17 protein-coding genes and 1 pseudogene are annotated in these 23,714 nt (G+C 39.4%); 12 read left to right on the forward strand and 6 right to left on the reverse strand.

The features are described from left to right. The first annotated feature begins 438 nt into the window (after positions 1-438). Positions 439-1,002, forward strand: a complete 564-nt coding sequence (locus B050_RS0111285) for a type 1 glutamine amidotransferase domain-containing protein (protein WP_018474024.1) — start codon at positions 439-441, stop codon at positions 1,000-1,002. 435 nt (positions 1,003-1,437) lie between these two features. On the opposite strand, the gene B050_RS0111290 is transcribed toward B050_RS0111285, so the two are convergent. Further along, the gene (locus tag B050_RS0111290) at positions 1,438-2,550 is read right to left on the reverse strand and encodes an AI-2E family transporter (protein ID WP_044202321.1); all 1,113 of its coding nucleotides are present in this window, start codon (positions 2,548-2,550) and stop codon (positions 1,438-1,440) included. 337 nt (positions 2,551-2,887) lie between these two features. On the opposite strand from B050_RS0111290, the gene B050_RS0111295 reads away from it, so the two are divergent. The 8 genes and pseudogenes from B050_RS0111295 (at position 2,888) to B050_RS0111335 (ending at position 15,885) form a co-directional block, all read left to right on the forward strand. Continuing rightward, positions 2,888-4,048: a COG1470 family protein gene (locus B050_RS0111295; protein WP_018474026.1), complete on the forward strand. Its 1,161-nt coding sequence runs from the start codon at positions 2,888-2,890 to the stop codon at positions 4,046-4,048. A gap of 3 nt (positions 4,049-4,051) precedes the next feature. Further along, positions 4,052-5,020 (forward strand): ABC transporter ATP-binding protein, encoded by a 969-nt coding sequence (locus tag B050_RS0111300; protein ID WP_018474027.1) that lies wholly within the window; start codon positions 4,052-4,054, stop codon positions 5,018-5,020. Continuing rightward, positions 4,968-6,044: an ABC transporter permease gene (locus tag B050_RS0111305; RefSeq protein ID WP_205744989.1), complete on the forward strand. Its 1,077-nt coding sequence runs from the start codon at positions 4,968-4,970 to the stop codon at positions 6,042-6,044. Before B050_RS0111300 ends, B050_RS0111305 begins: the two co-directional genes overlap by 53 nt. A gap of 515 nt (positions 6,045-6,559) precedes the next feature. Next, positions 6,560-7,009 carry a thioredoxin family protein gene (locus B050_RS0111310; protein ID WP_026235821.1) on the forward strand — a complete coding sequence of 150 codons (450 nt, stop codon included), beginning with the start codon at positions 6,560-6,562 and terminating at the stop codon, positions 7,007-7,009. A 79-nt stretch (positions 7,010-7,088) separates the two neighbouring features. Continuing rightward, a complete protein-coding gene (gene mnmE / locus B050_RS0111315) occupies positions 7,089-8,471 on the forward strand; it encodes a tRNA uridine-5-carboxymethylaminomethyl(34) synthesis GTPase MnmE (RefSeq protein WP_018474030.1) in 1,383 nt (460 codons plus the stop codon). A gap of 698 nt (positions 8,472-9,169) precedes the next feature. Then, a pseudogene (locus B050_RS0111325) lies at positions 9,170-9,730 on the forward strand (type I restriction endonuclease); the annotation flags it as partial. 310 nt (positions 9,731-10,040) lie between these two features. Continuing rightward, positions 10,041-11,864: a Xaa-Pro dipeptidyl-peptidase gene (locus B050_RS0111330; protein WP_018474033.1), complete on the forward strand. Its 1,824-nt coding sequence runs from the start codon at positions 10,041-10,043 to the stop codon at positions 11,862-11,864. A 142-nt stretch (positions 11,865-12,006) separates the two neighbouring features. Beyond that, positions 12,007-15,885 (forward strand): ATP-binding protein, encoded by a 3,879-nt coding sequence (locus B050_RS0111335; RefSeq protein WP_157492741.1) that lies wholly within the window; start codon positions 12,007-12,009, stop codon positions 15,883-15,885. A gap of 475 nt (positions 15,886-16,360) precedes the next feature. On the opposite strand, the gene B050_RS0111340 is transcribed toward B050_RS0111335, so the two are convergent. The 4 genes from B050_RS0111340 to B050_RS22340 all read right to left on the reverse strand — a co-directional run bounded on the left by B050_RS0111340 (position 16,361) and on the right by B050_RS22340 (position 18,785). Further along, complete coding sequence (locus B050_RS0111340; protein WP_157492743.1) at positions 16,361-17,248, reverse strand: hypothetical protein; 888 nt, start codon at positions 17,246-17,248, stop codon at positions 16,361-16,363. A 120-nt stretch (positions 17,249-17,368) separates the two neighbouring features. Continuing rightward, entirely contained in the window at positions 17,369-17,560 is a 192-nt protein-coding gene (locus tag B050_RS23450; RefSeq protein WP_018474036.1) for a hypothetical protein, read from the reverse strand. 144 nt (positions 17,561-17,704) lie between these two features. Continuing rightward, positions 17,705-18,295: a hypothetical protein gene (locus B050_RS0111350; RefSeq protein WP_018474037.1), complete on the reverse strand. Its 591-nt coding sequence runs from the start codon at positions 18,293-18,295 to the stop codon at positions 17,705-17,707. Beyond that, entirely contained in the window at positions 18,285-18,785 is a 501-nt protein-coding gene (locus B050_RS22340) for a YihY/virulence factor BrkB family protein (protein ID WP_018474038.1), read from the reverse strand. The genes B050_RS0111350 and B050_RS22340 overlap by 11 nt, the downstream gene beginning before the upstream one ends. A gap of 210 nt (positions 18,786-18,995) precedes the next feature. On the opposite strand from B050_RS22340, the gene B050_RS0111360 reads away from it, so the two are divergent. Further along, complete coding sequence (locus B050_RS0111360; RefSeq protein WP_018474039.1) at positions 18,996-20,831, forward strand: alpha/beta hydrolase-fold protein; 1,836 nt, start codon at positions 18,996-18,998, stop codon at positions 20,829-20,831. A 194-nt stretch (positions 20,832-21,025) separates the two neighbouring features. Here B050_RS0111360 and B050_RS0111365 read toward each other — a convergent pair whose 3' ends face one another. Beyond that, the gene (locus B050_RS0111365; protein WP_018474040.1) at positions 21,026-22,120 is read right to left on the reverse strand and encodes a Fic family protein; all 1,095 of its coding nucleotides are present in this window, start codon (positions 22,118-22,120) and stop codon (positions 21,026-21,028) included. A gap of 331 nt (positions 22,121-22,451) precedes the next feature. Here B050_RS0111365 and B050_RS0111370 point away from each other — a divergent pair, with 331 nt between their 5' ends. Next, on the forward strand, positions 22,452-22,667 hold the full coding sequence (locus B050_RS0111370; RefSeq protein WP_018474041.1) for a helix-turn-helix transcriptional regulator: 216 nt from the start codon (positions 22,452-22,454) through the stop codon (positions 22,665-22,667). Between the two features lie 160 nt (positions 22,668-22,827). Beyond that, a complete protein-coding gene (locus B050_RS0111375) occupies positions 22,828-23,169 on the forward strand; it encodes a hypothetical protein (RefSeq protein ID WP_018474042.1) in 342 nt (113 codons plus the stop codon). The last annotated feature ends 545 nt before the right edge of the window (positions 23,170-23,714 follow it).

The following is a 23,714-nucleotide window of genomic DNA, read 5'->3' on the forward strand; positions in this document are numbered from 1 at the left end:
CTATTCATCTGGCATTATGTTCAAGGCTGATAGCCTCAACGGAGAATAGTAGATTTGCTGATTCTGAGCTAGCTTCCAGAATGCTGCTGGTTCATTTTGAAATGATTCATTAGGGAGAAAAGCATTTATCTCTTAAAACGGATAAGCCTCCTTAAGCTGGACATAAAATATAAATTGCTTGATTACTGGAGTTTACGGTGAAAGGCCTCAAACAATTCTCCTGCTTTTTGGTTATAAATAATATAATCCTTTCCCTACATTCCGTCTTATAGTATAATATTTTATTCAGTTCTATATCTTAAAATATATTATTCATTTTAATTCTAATGTAATTAGGATTTTTTATAATAATTTATATATTTTTTAGATCAAAACAATGTCTTTTGGTATGGTGATTGAGTATATACTTACAAATAAGTGTTTAACCAAAAACCACTAATGATGGAAAATTTAAGAGAAAAAACAGTAGCTATACTAGCGACCAATGGTTTTGAAGAATCAGAATTGACCAGTCCTAAGCAAGCATTAGAGGATGCAGGAGCGACCGTACATATCGTATCTCCAGATGCCGGAACTATCAAAGGATGGAAAGATGGGAATTGGAGCAAAGAAATTTCGGTAAACAAAACTTCCTCGGAGGTGACTGTGGATGACTATGATGCCTTGGTATTACCAGGCGGGGTAATCAATCCAGATATATTAAGGAGAGATGAAAAATCAATGGAATTTGTGCGATCATTTTTCAGGAGACATAAGCCGGTGGCCGCAATATGCCATGGACCACAGATCCTGATCGAGGCTGATGCGGTGGAAGGTAGAAAACTAACCTCCTTCCCTTCTATCAAAAAAGACCTCATCAATGCTGGTGCGCATTGGGTGGATGAAGAAGTCGTAGTTGATCACGGTTTGGTGACTTCCAGAAACCCTGACGATCTTCCAGCTTTCAACCGTAAGCTGATCGAAGAGGTGGCAGAAGGTAAGCATGCCGAGCAAACGCTGTAAGGATAAGACCAATACAGATAAAAAAGGAAGATGGTCATACATCTTCCTTTTTTTTTTGCTTCTATATCTAGTATGCTACTATAATCTAACCCTCCCTTACGCTTAAGATCTAGCCAAAAGCCATAAATCATAAAATCTTAGGCGGCACTTCTTTTTTATCCTATTAAGGTTAGCTCAAGGCTTGGTTTTCCTTATGGAATTAGCTTTTTAGAATTACCTTAAAGAAAAATTGAATTAGATTTAAATAGTAAAATCCTTTGAATTATACTTTGCTTAAATAATTGATTTACAGTTGTTTATATGGTATGGGTCTAAAAGTATTTAAAGCCTATCAAATGCCCTTAAGGCCGACCAGGGTCATAGAATGTGGATATCTCAATAAATAAGAGTTATCATCCACTAATGGTGGGAAAAAGGTACTAAAGATTGTGGACCTTATCCATCGATGCATTCATCGGAATCGACTTTACGATGTATTTTCTTATACTTTTTTAAGCCTGTTTTATCCTCTCCCAGCAGTTTAGCAAAAGGCATAGTGTCTGGGCTCAATTCAAAAATCCTTCGCATAATAGCCAGCGTAGGAATAATCAGTACCATACCGACAATTCCCCAAATGGCTCCACCCACCAATAAGCCCAGCAAAGTAATGAAGGCATTTAGGTTGACATTGGAGCCCACGATTTTTGGAGTAAGGAAATTGCTTTCGATCAACTGGATTACAGCAAAAAGCACGATGATAAAGAAGGGGGAAACGATAGAACTCGAAGTCAAGAAGGCGTAAAAGAAAGGAAGGATGGCGCCTAGAAAGGGGCCCAAATAGGGAATAATGTTTAGTAGAGCAGCAAACAGACCGAAAAACAAGGCATGTTCCACTCCCAGAAAATACAGTGCCGAAGTATTCAGCACCGCGAGTATAGCCATCACTTTTAATAATCCTATGATATAGCCCTGGACCATCCGTCGGATGGTGAATATTTCTCTTCGTACCAATTTAGAGTCTTGATTCTTAAACAATTCAGCAATAAAATCACCTAAGTGATGCCGGTAAATCAGCATAAAAAATACAAATATCGGGGTAAGTATCAAGCCCGTCAGTGACCCAATAGTATTCAGAAGTACCTGTGGAATAGTCTGATTACCAGACTGGATCAGGTCTATCAGTTGGGAAGCATCCAGTCCATGATCCAGGCCCACGTCCATACCCAGGGAATCTTGGAAAAACGTATCAATATCCAAAAACCATTCATTCATGCGCTGGCTCACATTATCCAAATCCTTGCTCACGCCCTTGATCTGGATAACGATCAGGGTAATAATGCCTCCAATAATGATGATGCCACTTAGCAAAGCCATAAATGCACTCAGGGTGCCAGGCACTCGCTTTGACTCCAGCCAGGTACACATAGGAGTCAGCAAAATGCTCAGCATTCCGGCTATAAATAAGGGAACCAAGAGGTTTTTGCCCATGATCAGGATAAAAACTATCGTGATGATCAATAATAAGACAAATAATACGCGCATGAATACTGGCAGATGAACTTGTTGCATAAGTCTAAAATATATAAAACTATTGGATGAAAAATGGTCCTACAGGCACTTCCCCTCTTCACTCAAAAAATCGACCACAATTAGTGATTTTAACCTAAAACTACTAATTAATACAGATTGTTTTCATTCGGGTTAAAATCTCTTTTCGCCAAAGGCGCAAAATATAAGGAATGGACGAGCATGCTGCTTATGAAGTTCCTCTTAATTTACCCCTAACTACTGAGAGCGCATTTTGGGGGAAAAAATCATTTTTTAACAAATTTTAACAAGGCAGGTATTTTGCATTTTTTCTTCAATATTTATTTTTGGTACTGTATCAATTTAACCTTAAAAGATTATGAAACGTTTTTTATTGCTACGTTGTACAAGAGTACATTTCCTATTTATTGCCTTTGTCGGAATAATCATCTCCACAGGCTCCGTAACCTTCGGACAGCAATTAAGTCTTTACACCCCCTACACTCACATCAAAGTCCCCCCTGGAGAATCGATCAAATACGATTTTCAATTGATCAATAATGGGGCAAGTCAAGGCTCCTGCCCTATCAAAATTTCAGGCCTGCCAGAAGGCTGGGACTATACGCTGAGTGCAGGAGGATGGGCAGTCCAGGAGCTCTCGGTTTTACCCAAAGAAAAAGAGAAGTTTACCCTAAACCTCCAGGTACCGCTGGAAATCAAGAAAGGTAAATACCGGTTTAACGTACAAGCCGCCGGCTACCACAGCCTACCTCTCACCGTGGCGGTAGATGAAGAAGGCACCTTCAAAACAGAGTTTACCACCAAGCAGGCCAACCTGGAGGGGCATACTGATACTGACTTTACCTTCACCACCCAGCTGAAAAATCTGACTGCAGAGGCTCAGTCGTATTCCTTGCGAAATAAGGCGCCACGTGGATGGTCGGTTATTTTTAAGGCGAATTATAAGCAGGTCTCAGCCGTAAGCACAGAGCCAAATAGTACTACTGATATCTCCGTAACCGTCAAGCCCCCCTCAGATATTGCCGCAGGCACCTATACTATTCCTGTATCCGTCGGCAATGCACAGATGAATGAAGACCTCGATCTGGAGGTGGCTATATCTGGTTCGTATGATATGGAGCTTAGTACCCCTTCGGGAATATTGAATACCCGGATCACTGCAGGTGGCGATCAGGAAATGGAATTGCTCCTAAAAAATACTGGAACTGCCAATCTCGAAAATATAAAACTGAATGCTCAGACCCCTTTGGACTGGAAGGTGGACTTTGCTGAGGAGGAAATCCTTCAACTTCCCCCTGGAGAAAGCAAAAAGGTAAAAGCCATAATCAAAGCCTCTTCGAAGTCGATTCCAGGCGATTATATTGTAAATATAAATGCCAAAACCCCTGAGGCAGACAGCAAGGTTAGCCTTAGAGCCCAAGTCAAAACTCCCCTATTGTCCGGTTGGTTAGGAATGGGACTCATCATTTCGATACTTACAGGCATGGGCTATTTATTCAAAAAATACGGAAGACGCTGAGCCATGAAGCCAATTATAGAAATCAGCCGCTTATGCAAAAACTATGGAAAGCATAGGGCGGTCAATCAATTGGATCTCAGCATCCAACAGGGGGAAATTTATGGGCTCCTAGGGCCAAATGGAGCTGGTAAATCCACCACAATCCTGATGCTAATGGGACTATCTGAACCAGATTCAGGAAGCATATCCATCGATGGGATCGATGCAAAGCGTCAGCCCTTATTGATCAGGAAAAAGGTGGGATTCCTGCCAGAAAATGTGGCTTTTTATGAGGATATGAGCGCATTGGAAAACCTCATTTTCACCTGCAGGCTCAATGGAATAACTAGAGATCAGGCCATGAAGGTGAGCCAGTCATTATTAAATAAAGTAGGCTTAGAAGGTCGAGGGCAACAGAAAGTAAGTACTTTCTCCAGAGGAATGCGTCAGCGGCTTGGGCTTGCTGATTGTCTGGTAAAAGATCCACGGGTCATTATTCTGGACGAGCCCACCCTTGGCCTTGATCCCATTGGGGTGGCTGAGCTGCTGGAATTGATCAAAGACCTGAATGAAAAGGAGGGCATTACAGTTTTGCTTTCCTCCCATCATCTCCATGAGGTTCAAAAGATTTGTCACCGGGTGGGGATTTTCGTAGAGGGCCAAAAATTGGCTGAAGGCACAATTAACTCTTTAGCTGATCAACTATTTGGTCCCCAATCCTTTACCTTAGAATTGGAAGCTTATTCTTCTGATAATGAATTGATTACACCCGAACAAATAAAGCGTTTGACTAAGGGTCAGTATGAGATTTTGAAAGTGCTGGAGAAGAGTGGCTGCCTCCTATTGACTATGAGTCAGGAGAATGTTTCAGGTATAGCAAAGTTGCTGATAGAGCAAGGCTACCGATTAGAAAAATTACTACCTAAAAAACCAGGATTAGATGAAATTTACCAACGTTATTTCCAAGACCATCCCCAACCATTATATGCCTAAATGGCCAAGGATGAAGCCTCTGGATTTTGGATCCCTAGGCAGTGATTTGATAGAAAACTTCAAGGCACTTACACATAACTATGCTCCTGGATATTTGCCTCGGGGAATATTTAGAGTAGTAGTAGAGAAGGAAATTAGTGATCATATCAAAAGCTGGCGATTTATAATTCTCGCCGGAATACTAATTCTCACGGGAATAGGCGCCGTACTTTCAGCCTACCAAACGATTTCCACCAGTCTGGAGGCTAGCCGATGGGAGGATCCTTTTTTCTCATTGCGATTATTTACTGCTGCAGAAAATGGGCTCCCCTCCTTCCACATGTTGATTAGCCTCATGGGCCCCCTGTTGGGGATTGGTTTGGCCTTTGATGCGATCAATGCCGAGCAGATCCGGGGCACTAGCTATCGCGTGCTGGCGCAGCCCATTCCCCGGGACTATTGGATCAATGCCAAATTGATAGCCGCTTTAGCAGTGGTGAGCGTGCTATTATTGGCCATCACCTTATGCGTGATGGGTAGCGGCATGATTTTATTAGGCGCCATTCCCAGTATTGAGGAGTTTTGGAGACTCCTCGGTTTTGTGGTGATCAGCACCTTTTATATAGGTTTTTGGATTAGCTTGGCCTTATTATTCTCTATTATATTCAAGCAGCCAGCGACTTCTGCCTTAGCCTCAGTGGCTGCATGGCTGTTTGTGACGGTCTTTTACAGCATCCTAGTCACCATGATGGGCCAAATGGTGAGCAGCATGCGCGGGGGTTATCTGGTGTGGACCAGATCGCTGATGAGTTTGCTGCCCAGTCAACTGTATAGTGATGCGGTAAGTGTGATTTTGATTCCAGAGATACGGAGTCTTGGTCCCCTGAATACTGCCCAAACCTATGGTGCCATCCCCAGTCCGCTACCCATTGGGCAAAGCGTATTATTAGTTTGGCCACAGATCACGGGCATCATTGCCCTATGCCTGCTGTGTTTTGCGATCTCTTATAGAATCTATATGCGCCGGGAAATCAGGTCGAGATAAGAAATATTGCTTTTGCCGCTAGGCCAGGAATACCTACTGTTCTCATTCGGAATAGTAGGTTATTTGGTTTTTGGGCTACTAATTATGGTGGTGTAACAAAAGCGATGGACTGTACAAAGTTTATCTAATCTCCCCTAGCCTAGCTTCTTGGATCAGCAGTGAGCTTAAGGGTTTATTATCCTATTGGTCTTATATGTAAGAGCATATTCTTTTGACTTGGATCTCTTCTTTTAGTTTTCTTTGACCTTCGGTCAAAATCAATTTTACCTTGCCAAAATAATTCATTATCAGATGTTTATAATGTTCCCTACTTTATATTCTACCTGATTATCTATAGGAATTCCTAGCCTAGGAAGTATGGGGTGGTTTGTTGATTGGGGAGATTTAGAAATACTCGCTAAAGGGATCTGGGAGATTGGAGGACTTGGAATCCTGGTTCGATAACTTTTTACGTAGGTACTGCGTAAGGAACTAAGAATAAAAATGCTTAGTTTAGTTTATTAAACAATATGATGATGAAGAGATTATTAGCCCTAGCAGCTTTGGTTTTAGTTACGGTGGCGTCGCAAGCCCAGAATAAAGCCGAAATTAAATGGTATTCTTTTGAGGAGGCCGTAGCATTAAATGAAGAAGAGCCCAAGATGGTCCTGGTGGATGTCTATACCGATTGGTGTGGATGGTGCAAGAAAATGGACAAAGAAACCTTTACTGATGCGGCGGTCGTGGAATATCTAAATGAAAATTTCTATGCGGTGAAATTAGATGCAGAAAACACTAAGGAAACCTTTGAGTTCAAAGGCGAGGAATATACTCAGGCCACCATGGCTCAATCGATGCAGGTACGCTCCTACCCGAACTTTGTGATCATCAATGAGACGATGGAAAACATCACCCAACTTCCTGGATACCGTCCTGCAGACACCTTCCTCAAGGATCTAAAAACGACCCTTGAGCAGTTTAAATAAACATCAAAAATGATAATGAAATGATAAGGAGCTTTCCATAAGCTCCTTTATCTTTGTAGCTCATTCTTAAACTATACCCATGGCTTTTTCTATCAGCGAAAAAGAAGATACAATCATAGCATTGGCCACCCCACAGGGCGTTGGCGCGATTGCGGTCATCCGGCTTTCCGGCAAAGACGCTATTCAGCTTACCAATGCCGTCTTCAGAGGCAAGGACCTAGAAAAGCAAGAGAGCCATACCATTCATTTTGGGACCATCAGGGATGGGGATACCATCATCGATGAGGTTCTTGTATCGCTATTTATTGCCCCCAAGTCCTTCACCAAAGAGAATGTGGTGGAGATATCTACCCATGGAAGTTCCTATATTATCAACAGGGTCCTGAAGCTATTTATCAGCAAGGGAGCCCGCCCAGCAAAAGCTGGAGAATTTACCCAGCGCGCCTTCCTCAACGGGCAGTTTGACCTTGCTCAGGCGGAGGCAGTCGCTGATCTGATCCACTCTGACTCAGAAGCGGCCCACCAGGCTGCGCTCCATCAGATGCGCGGTGGATTCAGCGGTGAGATTAAGAATTTGCGTGATCAGCTGGTGCATTTTGCCTCCATGATAGAGCTAGAGCTTGACTTTGGTGAGGAAGACGTAGAGTTTGCAAGTCGTCAGGATCTACATCTCCTAGTAGAAAAGCTTCTACGTGTGGTAGAGCAGTTAATTGGTAGTTTTGACCTGGGCAATGTCATCAAAAACGGGGTGCCCACCGTCATTGCAGGCAAGCCCAATGCAGGAAAATCCACCCTTCTCAATGCCCTACTTAACGAAGAAAAAGCCATAGTATCGGATATAGCAGGAACAACCCGCGATCTGATAGAGGATGAAATCAACATCGGAGGCGTCATCTTCAGGTTTATCGATACTGCCGGCCTGCGGGAAACCACCGACACGATCGAGGCCATCGGTGTATCGCGGACACAGGAAAAAATGAAGACGGCCAGCCTCATTCTTTATCTCTTTGACCTCAGCGATACCGACCTTATCGAAATCAATCGAGACATCAATAAGCTAGAAAATCTGGGTGTCCCCTTCGTGAAAGTAGCGAATAAGATTGACAGGGCTAATGATCAGTTTATCAGTGATTTAAAGAGAAATCATCCTGACACTATTTTTATTTCTGCGGGAAAAAAAGAAAACCTCGACGAGCTAAGTCATAAGATTTTGGAGCTGGTAAATTTAGATAAATTCAAGACCGGCAATACGGTAGTCACGAATATCCGCCACTACGATTCCTTAGTAAAAACTAGGGATTCTTTGCTCGACGTATTATCAGGAATAGATAACGAAATCACCAACGATTTTATGGCCATGGACATCCGCCGCAGCCTATATTTCCTCGGCGAGATCACCGGCGAAATCACCACAGACGACCTTCTCGCCAATATTTTTAGTAAGTTTTGTATCGGGAAGTAAAAAAACTCTTATGGGCATTTTCTACCTATATATTTAATTGAATATCAGATTTTTATGGTTTTTTTAGGGAGCATTAGGCTGTTTGGTGGGGGCTACTTATCAGCGGAACTGACCACTGCTGTGTACTCATTTTTGGCCAACTGTAATAAATATAAAATCAATAGATAAGATTGGCTAAAGGAAGTATGCCAAGCAAAACAGTATGGTAAATAACTATAATGTTTTAAAGGGCCATTACCTCCAAATTTTAAAGGATTACAGTAGATGGCCGAATGGATGCATATAATTATCGTTCTACCTTTATTAATTCTTTGCGGACTTAGGCATAATGCTTAGGAATCTTTCTGCTTCTGGAAATTTTAAGAAAAGCCTCAAAATATAAAAGTAAAAGAGCATTTAATGAAAGTCAAACTCAAAAGTTATTCTGGAATTTTTTTAGGTATTCTATTGGTGTAAAAAATTCCTTAATAAGTATTTTATAATTAAACACTTAATCAACCAAACCTCAGCTAACATATCAACAATGGTTTACAAGAGGAGGAACTCGGTCAGACTTAATTGTCAAGGAAACCTTAACCATGATGCAGGAAATACCAGTTCTTTTATAATAAATGCACCTCTCATTGTACAAAATGGTTTTTCCTTTTGGTCTCAATTTAATATCTTTAGTCGTGAAATTTTTATTTTGATTTTTTTCAATGGACAAAAAGAAATTATCTGAACGTGACGTTTGCACGAAATTGATTACAGTGGCTATTGAGAAAGCTGGCTGGAATATTAAAAAACAAGTTCGTGAAGAGGTCTCTTTTACTGATGGACGGGTGATTGTTCAAGGCAGTCTACTCACCAGAGGTAAGCGCAAAAGAGCTGATTACATTCTTTATTATAAGAATAATGTCCCGATTGCTATCATTGAAGCAAAGGACAATAAAAAACCTGTTGGATCTGGAATGCAGCAAGCGATAGAATATTCTGAAATCCTTCAACTTCCATTTGTCTTTACTTCCAATGGTGATTCTTTTGTATTTCATGACAAAACCAATGAGCAGGTTAGAGAGCAGGAAATTAGTCTTGACTCCTTTCCCTCACCTGAGGACCTTTGGATAAAGTATTTAAATCACAAAGGCTTAGAAGATCCCGAAAAGCGTAAAATCGTCGAGCAAGAATATCATCTTGATGAAAGTGGCATGAGTCCCCGCTATTACCAAGCTAATGCTGTCAACCGAACCGTTGAAGCAATTGCAAAAGGACAAGATCGGTATCAGCCCCGAATACAGCGTAGCGAAATTCGGGGTAAGGTTGGGCAGGTAGATCACGCGAGTGCCAGCGGCACGATCGGTATTTTCTGTTAATTAATGCCTTTATCAAGAGAGCAGAAATCACAGGAAGTTTTCTTCGACTTATTCTCAGAGATAAAGACAATGAATTTTAGTGATTCAACCAGCAATAGATTTGATCCCTAGTTTTCGCAATGACGAAAACAACATAAAATCAATTAAGAAATCCCTTCAAATAACCCATTTTTCCTTATCTTAAGAATTCCATTAAAACGACAGTAACTCCCGCTTCATGAAATCCATCAAACCCTCCCTACTTTTTCTCCTTTTACTTGTAATCGGAACACACAATCTCCTCGCCCAAGTCAAACCTATTTTTGAAAATGGGGAAGCCCAAATCGTCCCGGAACTGGCAGATTCTGCCAACTGGATCCGAACTGATCTTTGGGTGGAAACTGAATTTGATACAGATGGTGATGGGAAAAAGGATCGAATGCATGTGGATGTGACCCGTCCGCAGCAAACCGAAACGGAAGGACTCAAGCTTCCTGTGGTCTATGCCAGCAGCCCATATTATGCAGGCACTGCAGGAAATGCTCCGATCTTTTGGGAGGTAAAGCATGAACTAGGCGAGTCAGCTCCTCCGAGAAATAAAACCGAAATCGTACGCACAGGTAAGCGACCGATTATTTCCAATTCCGAAATTATGAATTGGGTTCCTCGAGGATACATCGTGGTGCACTCCTCCTCTCCTGGCACCGGACTTTCGCAGGGCTCGCCCACCGTCGGTGGAGATAATGAATCTTTGGCACCAAAAGCCGTGATCGAATGGCTGACTGGAAAAGACAATGGCTACACTACACCGGATGGGAATGAAAAAGTGAGCGCATTTTGGTCCACTGGAAAAGTGGGCATGACCGGAACTTCCTACAATGGTACCCTCCCACTAGCAGCTGCAACTACCGGAGTGGATGGCCTTGAAGCTATCATCCCTATCGCTCCCAACACATCCTATTATCACTATTACCGATCCAACGGACTTGTGCGATCACCGGGCGGATATCTGGGCGAAGACATCGATGTCTTGTATGATTTCATCCATAGCGGCGAAGAGTCCAAAAGACCCTATAACAACAAAACTGTCCGTGACACCGAAATGGCGCAAGGCATGGATAGAATCACCGGCGACTACAATGACTTCTGGGCTGGCCGTGACTACCTCAATGACATGGAGCCAATGAAAGCTGCGCTTCTTATGTCGCATGGCTTCAATGACTGGAACGTGATGCCAGAGCATAGCTATAGAATTTATGATGCGGCTCGCGCCAAAGGTATTCCTGCCAAAATCTATTATCATCAAAACGGTCATGGCGGCCCTCTCCCATTTGCTATGATGAATCAATGGTTCACCAAGTACCTACACGGGGTGGAAAATGGTGTGGAAGAGGGACCTAAAGCATATATTGTCCGAGAGCGAGATGAGCAAAATAATCCAACCCCTTATGCGGACTTCCCAAATCCGGAAGCTACCAAAGTGAATTTTTACCTAAGTGCAGGCGCTCCTGCAGCAGGTGGATTAGGACTTGAGAAGAGAAATACCGGCAAACAAGAAACGCTGGTAGACAACTATTCCTTTCATGGATCAGCACTGGCGCAGGCAGATTACACCGAGCATAGATTGATCTATCTCAGTCCGGTACTCACCGAGCCACTTCATATCTCTGGAATCCCAAAGATTACCGTGAAGCTGGCATCAAATAAACCTGCGGCCAATCTTTCGGTATGGTTGGTTTCCTTGCCTTGGACAGAAGGAAGAAATTCAAAAATCACCGACAATATCATCACCCGAGGCTGGGCAGATCCACAAAACCATACCTCCATCCGTAAAGGAGAGCCCTTAATCCCTGGGAAGTTCTACGAGGTCACCTTCGACTTGCAGCCGGACGATCAGATCATAGCAGCAGGTCAGCAAATCGGGCTAATGATCTTCTCCTCCGATGCCGAGTTTACAATTTTACCCAAGCCCGGCACCGAACTGACGATAGATCTGGATGGAACGGTGCTGACCCTTCCGGTAGTGGAAGGAAAAGAAGCGGTAGAGAAGGCGGTGAAGTAAGATTAGGCGCTGAATTCCTGAAAATTACCCTGTATAGGGTATTGCGGGGGAATGGGAAAGTTGGGTTCTTACGGTTGGGGAATCCTGAATTAAGAGAATGGAAATTTACTCAGATGCCACTATTAAGAAATTGACAAAAAGTATGAAATCAAAAAAAATTATCGAATACTTATCGTATACTAATGCAAATTACAACAATCCCGAACAAGCTATAACAACAGCAAATCTATGTGATACGATTTCAAGGGACATAAATACTGACAGTCAGAGATTTATATATGAATTGTTGCAAAATGCGGATGATGCAAGTAATCAAACTGGAACCCTAAATGTCAGTATAGATTTTGTTGGAGATTACGTTATTTTTTCTCACAATGGAGAAGCATTTTCTGAGTTAGACATTGAAAGCATTTCAAGTGCTGGCGATGGCACTAAATCAGGTGATACCAACAAAACTGGATTTAAAGGTATTGGCTTCAAATCTGTTTTTTCGCATTCAAAATCGGTTATAATTAAGAGTGGTGATTTTTGCTTCAAGTTTGATAAGCAACATTGGTCAGATCATTGGAACGATGCTTGGGGATCTCAAAGTGATTGGAAGCTAAGTAGAAAATTAAAGAATAAGGACGAGAACCTTAAAATGCCTTGGCAGATTATTCCAATATGGACCATACTTCCTACAGAGCTCAAAGGCATTTCTGTCTTTGAAAATTACAATGTATCAACGATAATTCGTTACGACAATGTAGATCAACTGAAAGAAGTTTTAAATGAATTATTTTCCAAAAGTCAAATTGTTCTTTTCTTACGTTGTAAGCAAATCAAAATATCTATTAACTTAAGTGAACAGATTATTCTCGAAAAGAAATTAAGCGAAAAAATCACTTCTTTGAAACGAAATGGCATTGTGTTGAGTGATTGGCTTATCAACACCGAGCAGTTTAAAATCCCAATAGATGTCCAGAATGAAATTAATCGCGATGATAAATCTCCTAAAAAGCTTAAAGAAGCCCAATTAACAGAAATTTCTTTTGCTATACAATTAGAAAATAATAAGTTAAAATCTGTAGAAAAAGAGAGCAGACTGATTTTTACTTATTTGCCTACTTCTATAAATTTTGACTTACCATTTCTCGTAAATGCAAGTTTTTTGACTGATGCGGGAAGGCAGCATTTGCACCAAGATATTTATTGGAATAACTGGCTTTTCAAGCAAATTCCGATAAGCTATTTTTCTTTGATTGCCGATCTTGCCAAAAAAGATAGTGAATACAACACACAAATTTTATCAGTTTTACCCCATAAACATAATGGTACAAAGCTTGGAAATAGTTTTAATGAAGGCTTTGAAATAGCTCTCAAAACAATTGCTTTTATGCCAAACATAAATGGGGATTTATTGAAAGTAAAAGAAGCAATCTTTGACCAAACGAAAATTTCAGAGTTTATTTCCCCTCAAGTTCTTATTAATCATATCAATGAAAAACATGATAGCGATTTTTCGATTTCTTCACTAATCCCATCCCTTGAACCACACAGTACATTACGCAGGTTAGGAATAAGAACACTTGATATTAACGATTTAGAAGGTTTCTTTGCTTCCGAAATTTTTAACGCTGAACATCATTTAGATGAAAACTACAATCTAATTTCTTTTCTGTACAACCAAACCTTAAATCATAAAGAAGAACTTGTTGAAAATAATTGGAACGATAAGTTAGGAAGAATGACATTCATATTTGACGAAAATGAGGAGCTTAAATCACCCGAAGATATCTATTTCCCGGCAAATGAATTTTCATCGGAGTTTTCGAACGAATTGAACATTGTTCATGGAAATACTATGTCGAGGGTAAATTATAATTCGAATATTAAAAAATGGTTGCGAGATAATTTAGGTATTGTAGAACCCTCCGCATTGATATTTATCGAAAAAACTATTATTAGGCAAGGCGATACTTTCGTAACCCAAGATAATGCTATAAATGTTGGAAGATTTTTGTTCAAAATATATCAAGAAGGCTTGCTTAAAGACAGTCATTACAAAGGCTTATTTAATTTGCCAGTATTAACGCAAGAAGGCTCATTAAAGAAAGCTTCATCCTGTTACTTATCTGATTATTACGAACCAGCTTTTAAAATAGAAAATTTGTATAACAATGATTTTTTCATTTCTGAAGAATATGTCGACAATACAAACAACAAAAGAGATTGGGGGAGTTTTTTAATAAAAATCGGAATAAAACAAGACATTGAAGTAATTAACGAGAAAATTGAATTTGATCATAGCGGGAACTGGAAAGAAAGGTTTGATTTTGTTTTGCTTGAAAAAATTAGGGAGGCTTCTTCGAAGGTTTCTTATACAGCACCAAGTGGAACATGGTATTTTTATCCTGAGTCAATCGATATTAAAAGTTTGCCCTTTTTCGATTTAGCAACAGATTATAATTTTTCTAAAGTATTTTTTGAACGAATATTCGAAAACATATCTCCTGAAAGCCTCGAAGTTAACAAAGATTTTTATGTTAATGGATCCACAGGCTTCGTAAGAAGACATGTTAATTCGCAAGAGTTAAATAGTCGCGATTGCCCATCAAATTACTTCAAATGGATTTTGGAAAATCAATCCATATTTCCAGTATCTAACAAAACAGTTAAAAGATCATCAGACGTTTTAATAAATACAGTAGAAAACAGATCTATTGGTGGTGATTATTTGGATGTATTAGACTATAGTGGAACTCTTTCTCCAGAATGGAAAGAAGTTTTAAAATTTAAGGAAATCTTAAGTCTTGCAGATTATTTAGAAGTTCTTTCAAAGATATGGAAAGGAAGTGAAAATTCTTCTGATGATGAAGTGACTGATAATCGACAGCGTATTGGATTAATTTATGAGAAAATAGCACAAATGGATTTGCATCATTCTGAGAAGGAAAAAATTCAGAATTGGAGTAAGACAAATAAATTATTAGCAGCAAACGGAAAAGATTTTTACTACCCAAATGAGCTATCAGTTGTGACCATTGAAGGATTTAAGGCTTCCAATTTAATATTTATAGACAACCAAAGTAATGAGACATTAGATTTGCTAGGATTGCTTGGGGTTAAAATAATTGACAAGGTTATTCCTACAATTTCAAGCAGTAAAGTTGAAATAAACGACTTAAAAATTAAACTAAAGCATATATCACCATTGATTGCATTGGTTTCTGTAGAAAAATCTAAAAACAAAAAAGAATGGGAAAATGAGTATGGAAGAATACAACATCAACTATCCAAAATCCAATTTTTTGAGACAACAGAAATTTACTTGTCGTATGGAAATGAAGACGACCGACAGAAGAAGAGTTCATGGGCAAAGGAAGATAACTTTTATTATGTAGGAAATTGGTACTCTCCAAGAATCTTAGATGGATTGGTTGAACCATTAGGCTCATTTTTAAAAATTCGTTACGCAGAACGCATACTTACAGTATTACTGTTAGAATCATTTTCAGGAGGCATTGAATATTTAAAGGAGAAATTTGGAGAAGATATTGTTAATGTTATTCCTGAAATATTGCTCAATCCAACATTTATTCCTGCGCCAAATATTTCAACCGGAGATACTTCACAATCGAATGAAGAATTTTTACGTACAATTGGGAGAAAAGGAGAACTAGCGGTATTTGATGAGCTTAAAAAAATTTATTCAAGAAAATACGGTCTAACTGTAACAGATACTAAAACAGGATTTAATATAGGTAATCAATTAGAAGTTTTCTGGCGAAATATTTCGGAGAACACTACTGCAAATCATGATTTCAAAATTATAGAATCAGGCAAGGAAATTTATATAGATAGTAAAGCTACAAAAGTTGGGAAAAATATGGATAAAATTGCTTTGTATATATCAGGGGCAGAACTTGAATTAATGGAAAGAGCAGAAATGTATTTGATTGCCAGAGTGTATAATGTAATCACTGATCCTACTATAGAATTTGTAAAGCTAAAAAGAGAAGATATGGTAGCATCCCATTAAGTGTGTAAGTGAAGAAAAGTTATTCTATGATTTTTCGGGGTAACTTTACACATTTAAAGCTATGAAAAAAGAAGATGTACCCTGCTAGGCGTTGAGGATTTGACTAAGCGTAGGTACCCCTTCTAGGTGTAGAATGTTGATTAGGACTAAGCGTAGTTTGTAACTACGCTTTTATATTTTGAGGAATTTGTATTTCCTTTTCTCATCCAACAGTTAAAACTTCGATTAACCGAATTCCTCCAGATTGTTTTGCGGGACTCTATTAGATATATAGGTGTAGTTGCAAACGCTTGGCCAAGCAATCTACACCTAATCAAATTAAACACTCTAAACCTAGAATGGATGTTGGAATGCAAAAATATTATTAGACAAACATTCTACTCGCAGTCATAGTGGTTTTCTTACGATTAGAAATCACTAAATCTAGGTTCATAATTACAAATCTCGAACACCCAAAAACAATTTGTGATATTAATTATTCGGTGAAATTGAGTAAGTATGAAAATGTATTTCTAAATTCTTTGTTTTTTTTATTACCAACAAGAGATACCAACTCGTTTGATATTCCTCCAAAAACTGCTGAGCCACCAGTTAAATATGCTATCATTTCAGGGGATAATCCCTGATGAGTTAAATAATACCCAGAAAGTGAAGTCAATGCAGTACCACTTGAAATTGACAAAAACTTATAAAACACTTCCCAAAAAGAATTCTTATACTTTGAGAGTTTGGGTTCTAAACTTTTTTTGATATAATTGGAGGCTTCGTTTAAGAATTCATCACTAAAATTTGTAGATGTTAAAAAAGATATGTCTTTTATTAATTCACTTCTCAATTTGTACAGTTCATGAAATGTGTTATTCCTCGCAATCATGAGTTGTTTAATTGGAATTTCATTTATAACATGATCAGGAATCATAGAATCAGTAATAGAATATAATAGATATTGAATATTACTTAAATCAACACCATTAAAGGAATTAAATCTATTATTTAATTTAATTTCGTCATTATTTTTTGCTGAATTAAATTTTTCATTAAATGCGCTGGCAATATGTTTATTTATAAAAATAGGGGTTAATTCAAACTCAGCGCATACTGATAACCCTCGATTTATTTTTGCAACAGTTGAATATAATTGAATATCTAATTGATATTTTTTATTTTCTTCTTCATCAAATAATTTAATCATAGGAGGAGCTTTTGGAACATTCATTGGTTCACTATTGCCTATAGATATCCATCCTGCTCGAATCAAACCACTATATGGTTCCATAATCTCTCTTCGCTGAATTCTACGAGTCAAAACATTTAGAATTTCGGCATTTCCAGTATCAAATTCGTAAGAAAGACGAAGTGGCAACCAATTTTTTTCGTAAAATTTTCTAACTCTTAAATCAATGATACGTAAATAACCTTTATCAATTGCATAATCAAATTTGTCTATTAAATCACATTCTAAATCGAAGTGTTTATCTTTATTTTATAAAGGAAGAAGTGGAGCATTAATAATCATATCTCTACCGTTCTTGTATTTAGCGACTTCGCCTGGGATAAAATAATCGTTTTCAATAGGATCTAAAAAATATATCCGATCAAATATTAATAAAAGTTTTTTTAAGGTCGCTTCAGAAACAGGCTTGTCGTGAAGTATCATTCCGTTAATTTGTTCCATAATAAGGGATGTAGTTATTATTATTATTTAGGTTCTACCACGAATTTAGTGGAGATCTCCCAGAATTAAGTACGCCATGTGCCGATTATACCATGTAAAGTACTGATAAACAGCTCAAGGCTCTATCCTGACAGAGTTCCCGTTCTATATTGGGCCATATCCAATACTATTCTCCACTAACTTAAGGGTAGAACCATTATTTAATTGTAGAGTTACCCCCCTTCCCTTCCGTTCAGGTAATTGACTCAACCTTTGACAATTTCTACTTCCAAGCCTAAAAATTCTCCCAAGGTATCCGAAAAACGCCTGTGCTTCCCAGATCTCCAGATCCAGGCTCTCTTTCCACAATAGCTTGATGGTCAGCTTATCCTCCGAAGGGATGCAATAGACGTTTTCCATCCATTGATTTTTGGTTTTATCCAATCCTACTTCGACCCTCAAAATCCCTGAAAGTCCTTTGACCAATGTACGTAAATTCTTATCCAGCTTTTTGAACTTTTTGTGACGTTTTTTTGGACCGGATTTTCTGTGGTATCTGGACAGATTGGCTAGTATTGTTAGTTCACTCTTGTTGAAGCCCCTCAGCCTTCCCTTCAAAATCAAATACCTAGAATGCTTATGGAAATCCTTAAAATTCACAAATTGGCCTATATCATAGATCAGACTTGCATGGTGCAGCAAATCCCGGCTTGAATCCTCTAGGACATGCAGGTCTTTCAGTTGGTCAAAACACAATCAAGGCGGCACTTAGAATGATTAGGATGATAGCACCAAAAGTGAATAATAATGTAAGTCCATTGTTTTTTATGATCCCTCTTTGACTGTCGGTCTCATAGGAAATATTTATTCCCCTAAACAAGAATTTTGTCGCAAGATTGCCTATCCAAATACCCAGCAGAATTCCTAAAAAAGTGCCCCAGCCTAGGGATTCTCCTTCGGGTTTGATAAAATTATCCACCCGGTATTGAAGGATTTCATGCATCTGCTCCGGGATCATAGAACTGATTTTGGAAACCTGTTCCTCAATTTGCTGTGGGTCCATCACAAACCCATAGATGGAAATGAGTGCCATAAGAGCAGGAAAAATGGCTAAAAAACCAAAAAAGCCCACTCCAGCCGAAATAATTATTACATTATTTTCGACAATGCGTTCTTTTACTTTTATCAAAATGCTCTTCCATTCAGAGAATGATAATTTAGAAATGGATTGAACCGTTTTGTTCATAATTCTAGCTTAGGTGAAATCGTCAAGCAAGATAAAGGATGCTTTTTTCCTCTCTAAACTTAGTTTTCAATCTCGAACCAACTATTGTAGTATTTTCAATCCGACTTATTCGATATTCTTTCATGCCAATAGCTCCTTAAGCTTACCAAGAGAAGTTGTACAACTACTCATTTTGACCTATTTTCACATATAACCTAAACCCATTAACCTATGAAAAAAACTTTCCTATTAACCCTACTCCTATGCCTTGGATTCACTGTCACCAAGGCACAACAAGGAACCAAAGAACGAGTCAAAGTACATAGCCGCGCACTGGAGGGAAACCTGATTGGTGATCCTGCAGACCGAGACGTGACCGTCTATCTTCCTCCTACTTATCAAACTGATCCTGAGAGAAACTTCCCTGTTCTTTACATGCTTCATGGATTTACCGACACCGATTCCCAGTGGTTTGGATGGGAAGATCATTGGATCAACCTTCAGAAAGTGATCGAGCAGTCACTCTCCGCTGGAACTTCCAAAGAGATGATTGTGGTGATGCCCAATGCTTATAACAAGTTCAAAGGGAGCATGTATGCAAGTTCGGCCACCATTGGCGATTGGGAAACTTTTGTCACCCAAGAGCTAGTGAGTTACATAGATTCCAAGTACAGAACCCTTGCCAATAAGAATAGTAGAGGACTTGCCGGACATTCTATGGGCGGCTATGGTACACTTCGGCTAGGGATGAAATACCCGCAAGTATATTCTGCCATCTATGCCCTGAGCCCCTGCTGTATGGACGGCGGAGCATCTACCAATCCTGAGATGATCTCAAAGTTGGAAAACATGACTCCTGATCAACTTGACAATGCATCGTTTGGCGAGATAGCTGCCCTCGCTACTTCTGCTGCTTTTGCCCCAAACCCACAAAATCCTCCCTTCTATCTGGACTTACCCGCAAAGGACGGATCGCCCAGTCAGGAAATTATCAATAAGATTACCGCCAACCGAACACTCACCATTATTGATCAATATATCCCAAACTTGAAAAGGCTAAAAGCCATAGGCATGGATGCCGGCACAGAAGATAGAAGTATCAGCGCGGCCACCAAAAAGCTGCATGAGGTATTGGAATCTTACCAAATCGAGCACCTTTATGAAAGCTACGAAGGTGACCATCTCAACCGCATTGCAGAACGCATAGAAACCAAAGCCTTGCCTTTCTTTTCAGAACATCTTACTTTTCAGGAACATACTGTAAGCGAAATCATTGAAAATGGAGGTACAGGTCAATATCCTGCCATAATGACTTCAGAAAGCAGTTTGCCCACACATACGTTATTTAGACCCCAGAACATCGAGGCATTTGGCGGAACAGACAAGCTTCCTTTGATCGCTTGGGGAAATGGAGCCTGCTACGATTCTCCTTGGGAGCATGTCAATTTCCTGAATGAAATAGCTTCCCATGGTTTTCTGGTCGTCGCGATCGGTACCATGCCCAAGCAGACCGATGTTCGTTCCAAGTCGCAGAAACTATTGGATGCCATAGATTGGGCCATTGCACAAAATAATGATCCCAATAGCCCCTATTATCAAAAGATCGACACCAAGCATATTGCAGTGAGCGGTATGTCCTGCGGAGGCCTGCAGACTATTGAAGTTGCCGATGATCCTAGAATAAGCACTGTTGGCGTATTCAATAGCGGGGTATTGGGGAATCCTGGAGGTGGAATGTCTGGCTTGCCACAGGTCACCAAGGAACAATTGCAAAGAATCAAAGTTCCTACCCTCTACTTGCTGGGTGGAGAATCTGACATTGCTTATGGAAATGGAATGGACGATTTCAGCCGTATCAATCATATTCCTGTATTTGTGGGGAATCTGGATGTCGGACATGGTGGCACCTATGCACAGCCATATGGTGGAGAATTTGCCCGAGTAGCTCTGAACTGGTATCAGTGGCAGCTTAAAGGAGATGAGGAAGCAGGAAAGCTTTTCACCGGAGATTCTCCTGCATTGGGGAAATCAGAAGGTTGGGTTGTGGAGAATAAAAATATGGATTAAGCTTTTTGGCTGTACCAAGAGCTATTTGTTAAACTCGTTTATTAAGATTAATCAGTTATATCAAGTCACATTAGCAAAAAATTAATGAAGGTGAGCTAGCCCAAACAGTAATATGCAAAATATGCATATTGCTGTTTTAGATAAACCCATGCATTTTTTGACCTAAACAGATTATGAAAAAATCAATCTGAGGTTTACCCCATCGGGAGATAGTAGCGCGTATGCCTCAGTTTTCCAGTCTTTTTTAAGGCTCCAATGGCTACCATTTCCGCTAGATCTCTGGTTGCAGTAGCGGCAGAAGTTTTGCTAATTCGAATGTAGTTCTGGGCACTCACCCCCCCTTTGAAACCCTCTGGTCCTTCTTGAAATAATCGTAGTGCTACCTTTGACTGACGCTCATTCAGCCTATCCCGGAATTCCTCGAAATATCGAGACTTTTCCACGATAAATAAAATCAGTTTTTGCACATGGGCTTGGGCTTTCAATACTTCTTCAGAAAAATATACTAACCAGTCCGTTACCTCCAACGAGCCATTTGCACGCTCCAAGGCCTTATAATACGCCTTTTTATTCCCCTCGATTGTACTGGACAGTGAAGTAATCAAGGGGTGTTTGGCTCCCATCGCCAGAGCTTTTTCCGCAATAGCACGACCAATTCTCCCATTTCCGTCCTCAAAAGGGTGGATCAATTCAATAAACAAATGTGCCAATCCAGCATGAACCAGGGTGGGCATTCCTTCGCTGAAAGATCTGTTGAACCATAGAAGAAAATTTTCCATTTCTTTTGGCACCCGGTGAGAAGGCGGAGCCTCATAGAAAACTTGAGACAAATCCAATCTTCCAGATACAATCTGCATCGGATCCTCATGAACTCGATAGCCTCCTACAATTTCTAAATCAATCCTTCCGTTCAAAATCATCTGATGCCAGCTGAAAAGACGCTCCTTATTAAGAGGTTCATCGTAACTTTTATAAAGATCCACCATCATTCGGGAAGCACCTGTTTCTTTGGGGCCTGACCTCCTTCCATCAATCTGCAATCCTAGCTGACCCCGGATGGATGACTGAACAGAATCTCTGTCCAGTATTTCCCCTTCAATTTTTGATGTATCCAGCGCTTCATTACTCAAAAGTGTCACTCTTAGTTCATCTGCATCTTCTAAAGAGACAGAACTAAGTGCACCTAAAATCAAACCCGTATTCCGATGAAATTCGCGTTCAAAATGTATGAATGCCGATGCGTCAAATGTGAAATTTGGCCAATCTGGTTTCTCCCAAATCCATTTCATATAATTATATTCTTTTTTTAAAGGATATATAGCCTGTCCCGATTATTCATCGGGAGAATGCCTTGAAAAATCATCTTCCAGTGCGTGTAGACTTTCTCAAAAGCATTTCATGAGGTATTAAATTATTTCTATAGCTCAATAATACAAAAAATATGAGGTATAGAATAACTTTCTATAGCTCACATTTCGATTCTTCCACAATATTTGAAAAAAATCATTTCCAATTTCAATTGAGTAGTAAGTATGAAAAAAGCCTATTAATCACACATTTTATACGTAAAAGCATATAAGTAAGCTTATTTTCATATATTTATATGTAAATGCATACAATATGAATCATATATCTGAATTTGTAAAAGCAAGAAGGAAGCAACTAGGCTTAACTCAAGAAGAATTTTCGGACAAAGCTGGAGTAGCACTTACTGTGGTCAGAAAGATCGAGCAAGGAAAAGAAAATCTAAACCTATCAAAGATAAATCAGGTATTGAGCATGTTTGGCCATGTTCTGACACCCATTAGTGAAAAAGATAGTAAGTTGGTTAAATAAAAAAGATGATGGTGGGTCGGGAATTCCGACATACCACTTGTAGTAAAACACAGTAGATCTTCAAAAATCGAATTATTTATGGGTGATGAATGTGATTGAAGCCAACATCTTAGCATGAACCATCGTAAATTCAACTTGATCTCTCAACCGATTTGTAACTATGACAATCAAAGTAACAAATGCTCCTACTAATACTGAGCTTTTAAGTTTTCTACAAAGTGAATTGCCTAGCAATTATAAGTCAAAGTTATTTGGACTAGGTGATAAAAGTATTATTGTACAAAAACCCACTTTTCTAGGGGTTCAACTTACGGTTAGAGAGAATGAGATTTCGATACTTGCATCTCCCCCCTCTTATGGAGGCGGTTTACTGTCGGGATTAGCAATGACGGAATTAGCTATTGTAATTCTACCTATTTTTTGGCTCACTGGTGCATCCCCTTCGCGTTTTCGAAAACTGGAAAAGGAGGTGGCTAGTTTATTAAAGGAGAACTACAATTAATTTATTGAATGAATTGAAATGGCAAGTGTTGCAAAAAATGCAATAGTTCATCAAACATAAGAATACTAATCTGACCCAACCTGTTCCAATTCGGAACAAGTTGATAAAAAGAGTATTACGCCCCCCCCCCCATTCACTTGACCTAAATTCAACTATTTTTCAACCACCGAATATTTCTCGGTAGTTCAACACTTTTAGATTTCAGAAACTTTCAAATTTTAACTTTTCACTAATCAGTCAAAGGCTAATAATTGTAACTTTTGGATCTAGATAGAAAAGAGAGTCATTTTTAAATCTGAAAAAGAGTACCCACCAATGGAAAACCAAATCGAAATATATCAAGGAAGTGATGGCTAGACTCGAATTGAGGTAAAGTTTCGAAGGATTCAACTATCCTGAATTTCCGGATAGTTCAACTTGAGGGAAAAAGAAAAATTGTAAGACGATTGTCAAGGTGATTGATCAAATAACTGGTTATCGCAAAATTTGCGACAACCAGTTAAAAGTGTGTTCTTAAAAGAGAAATCGCAAACTTAACTGAATGG

Origin of the sequence: Echinicola pacifica DSM 19836 (assembly GCF_000373245.1) — a bacterium.
Classification (GTDB): Bacteria; Bacteroidota; Bacteroidia; order Cytophagales; family Cyclobacteriaceae; genus Echinicola; species Echinicola pacifica.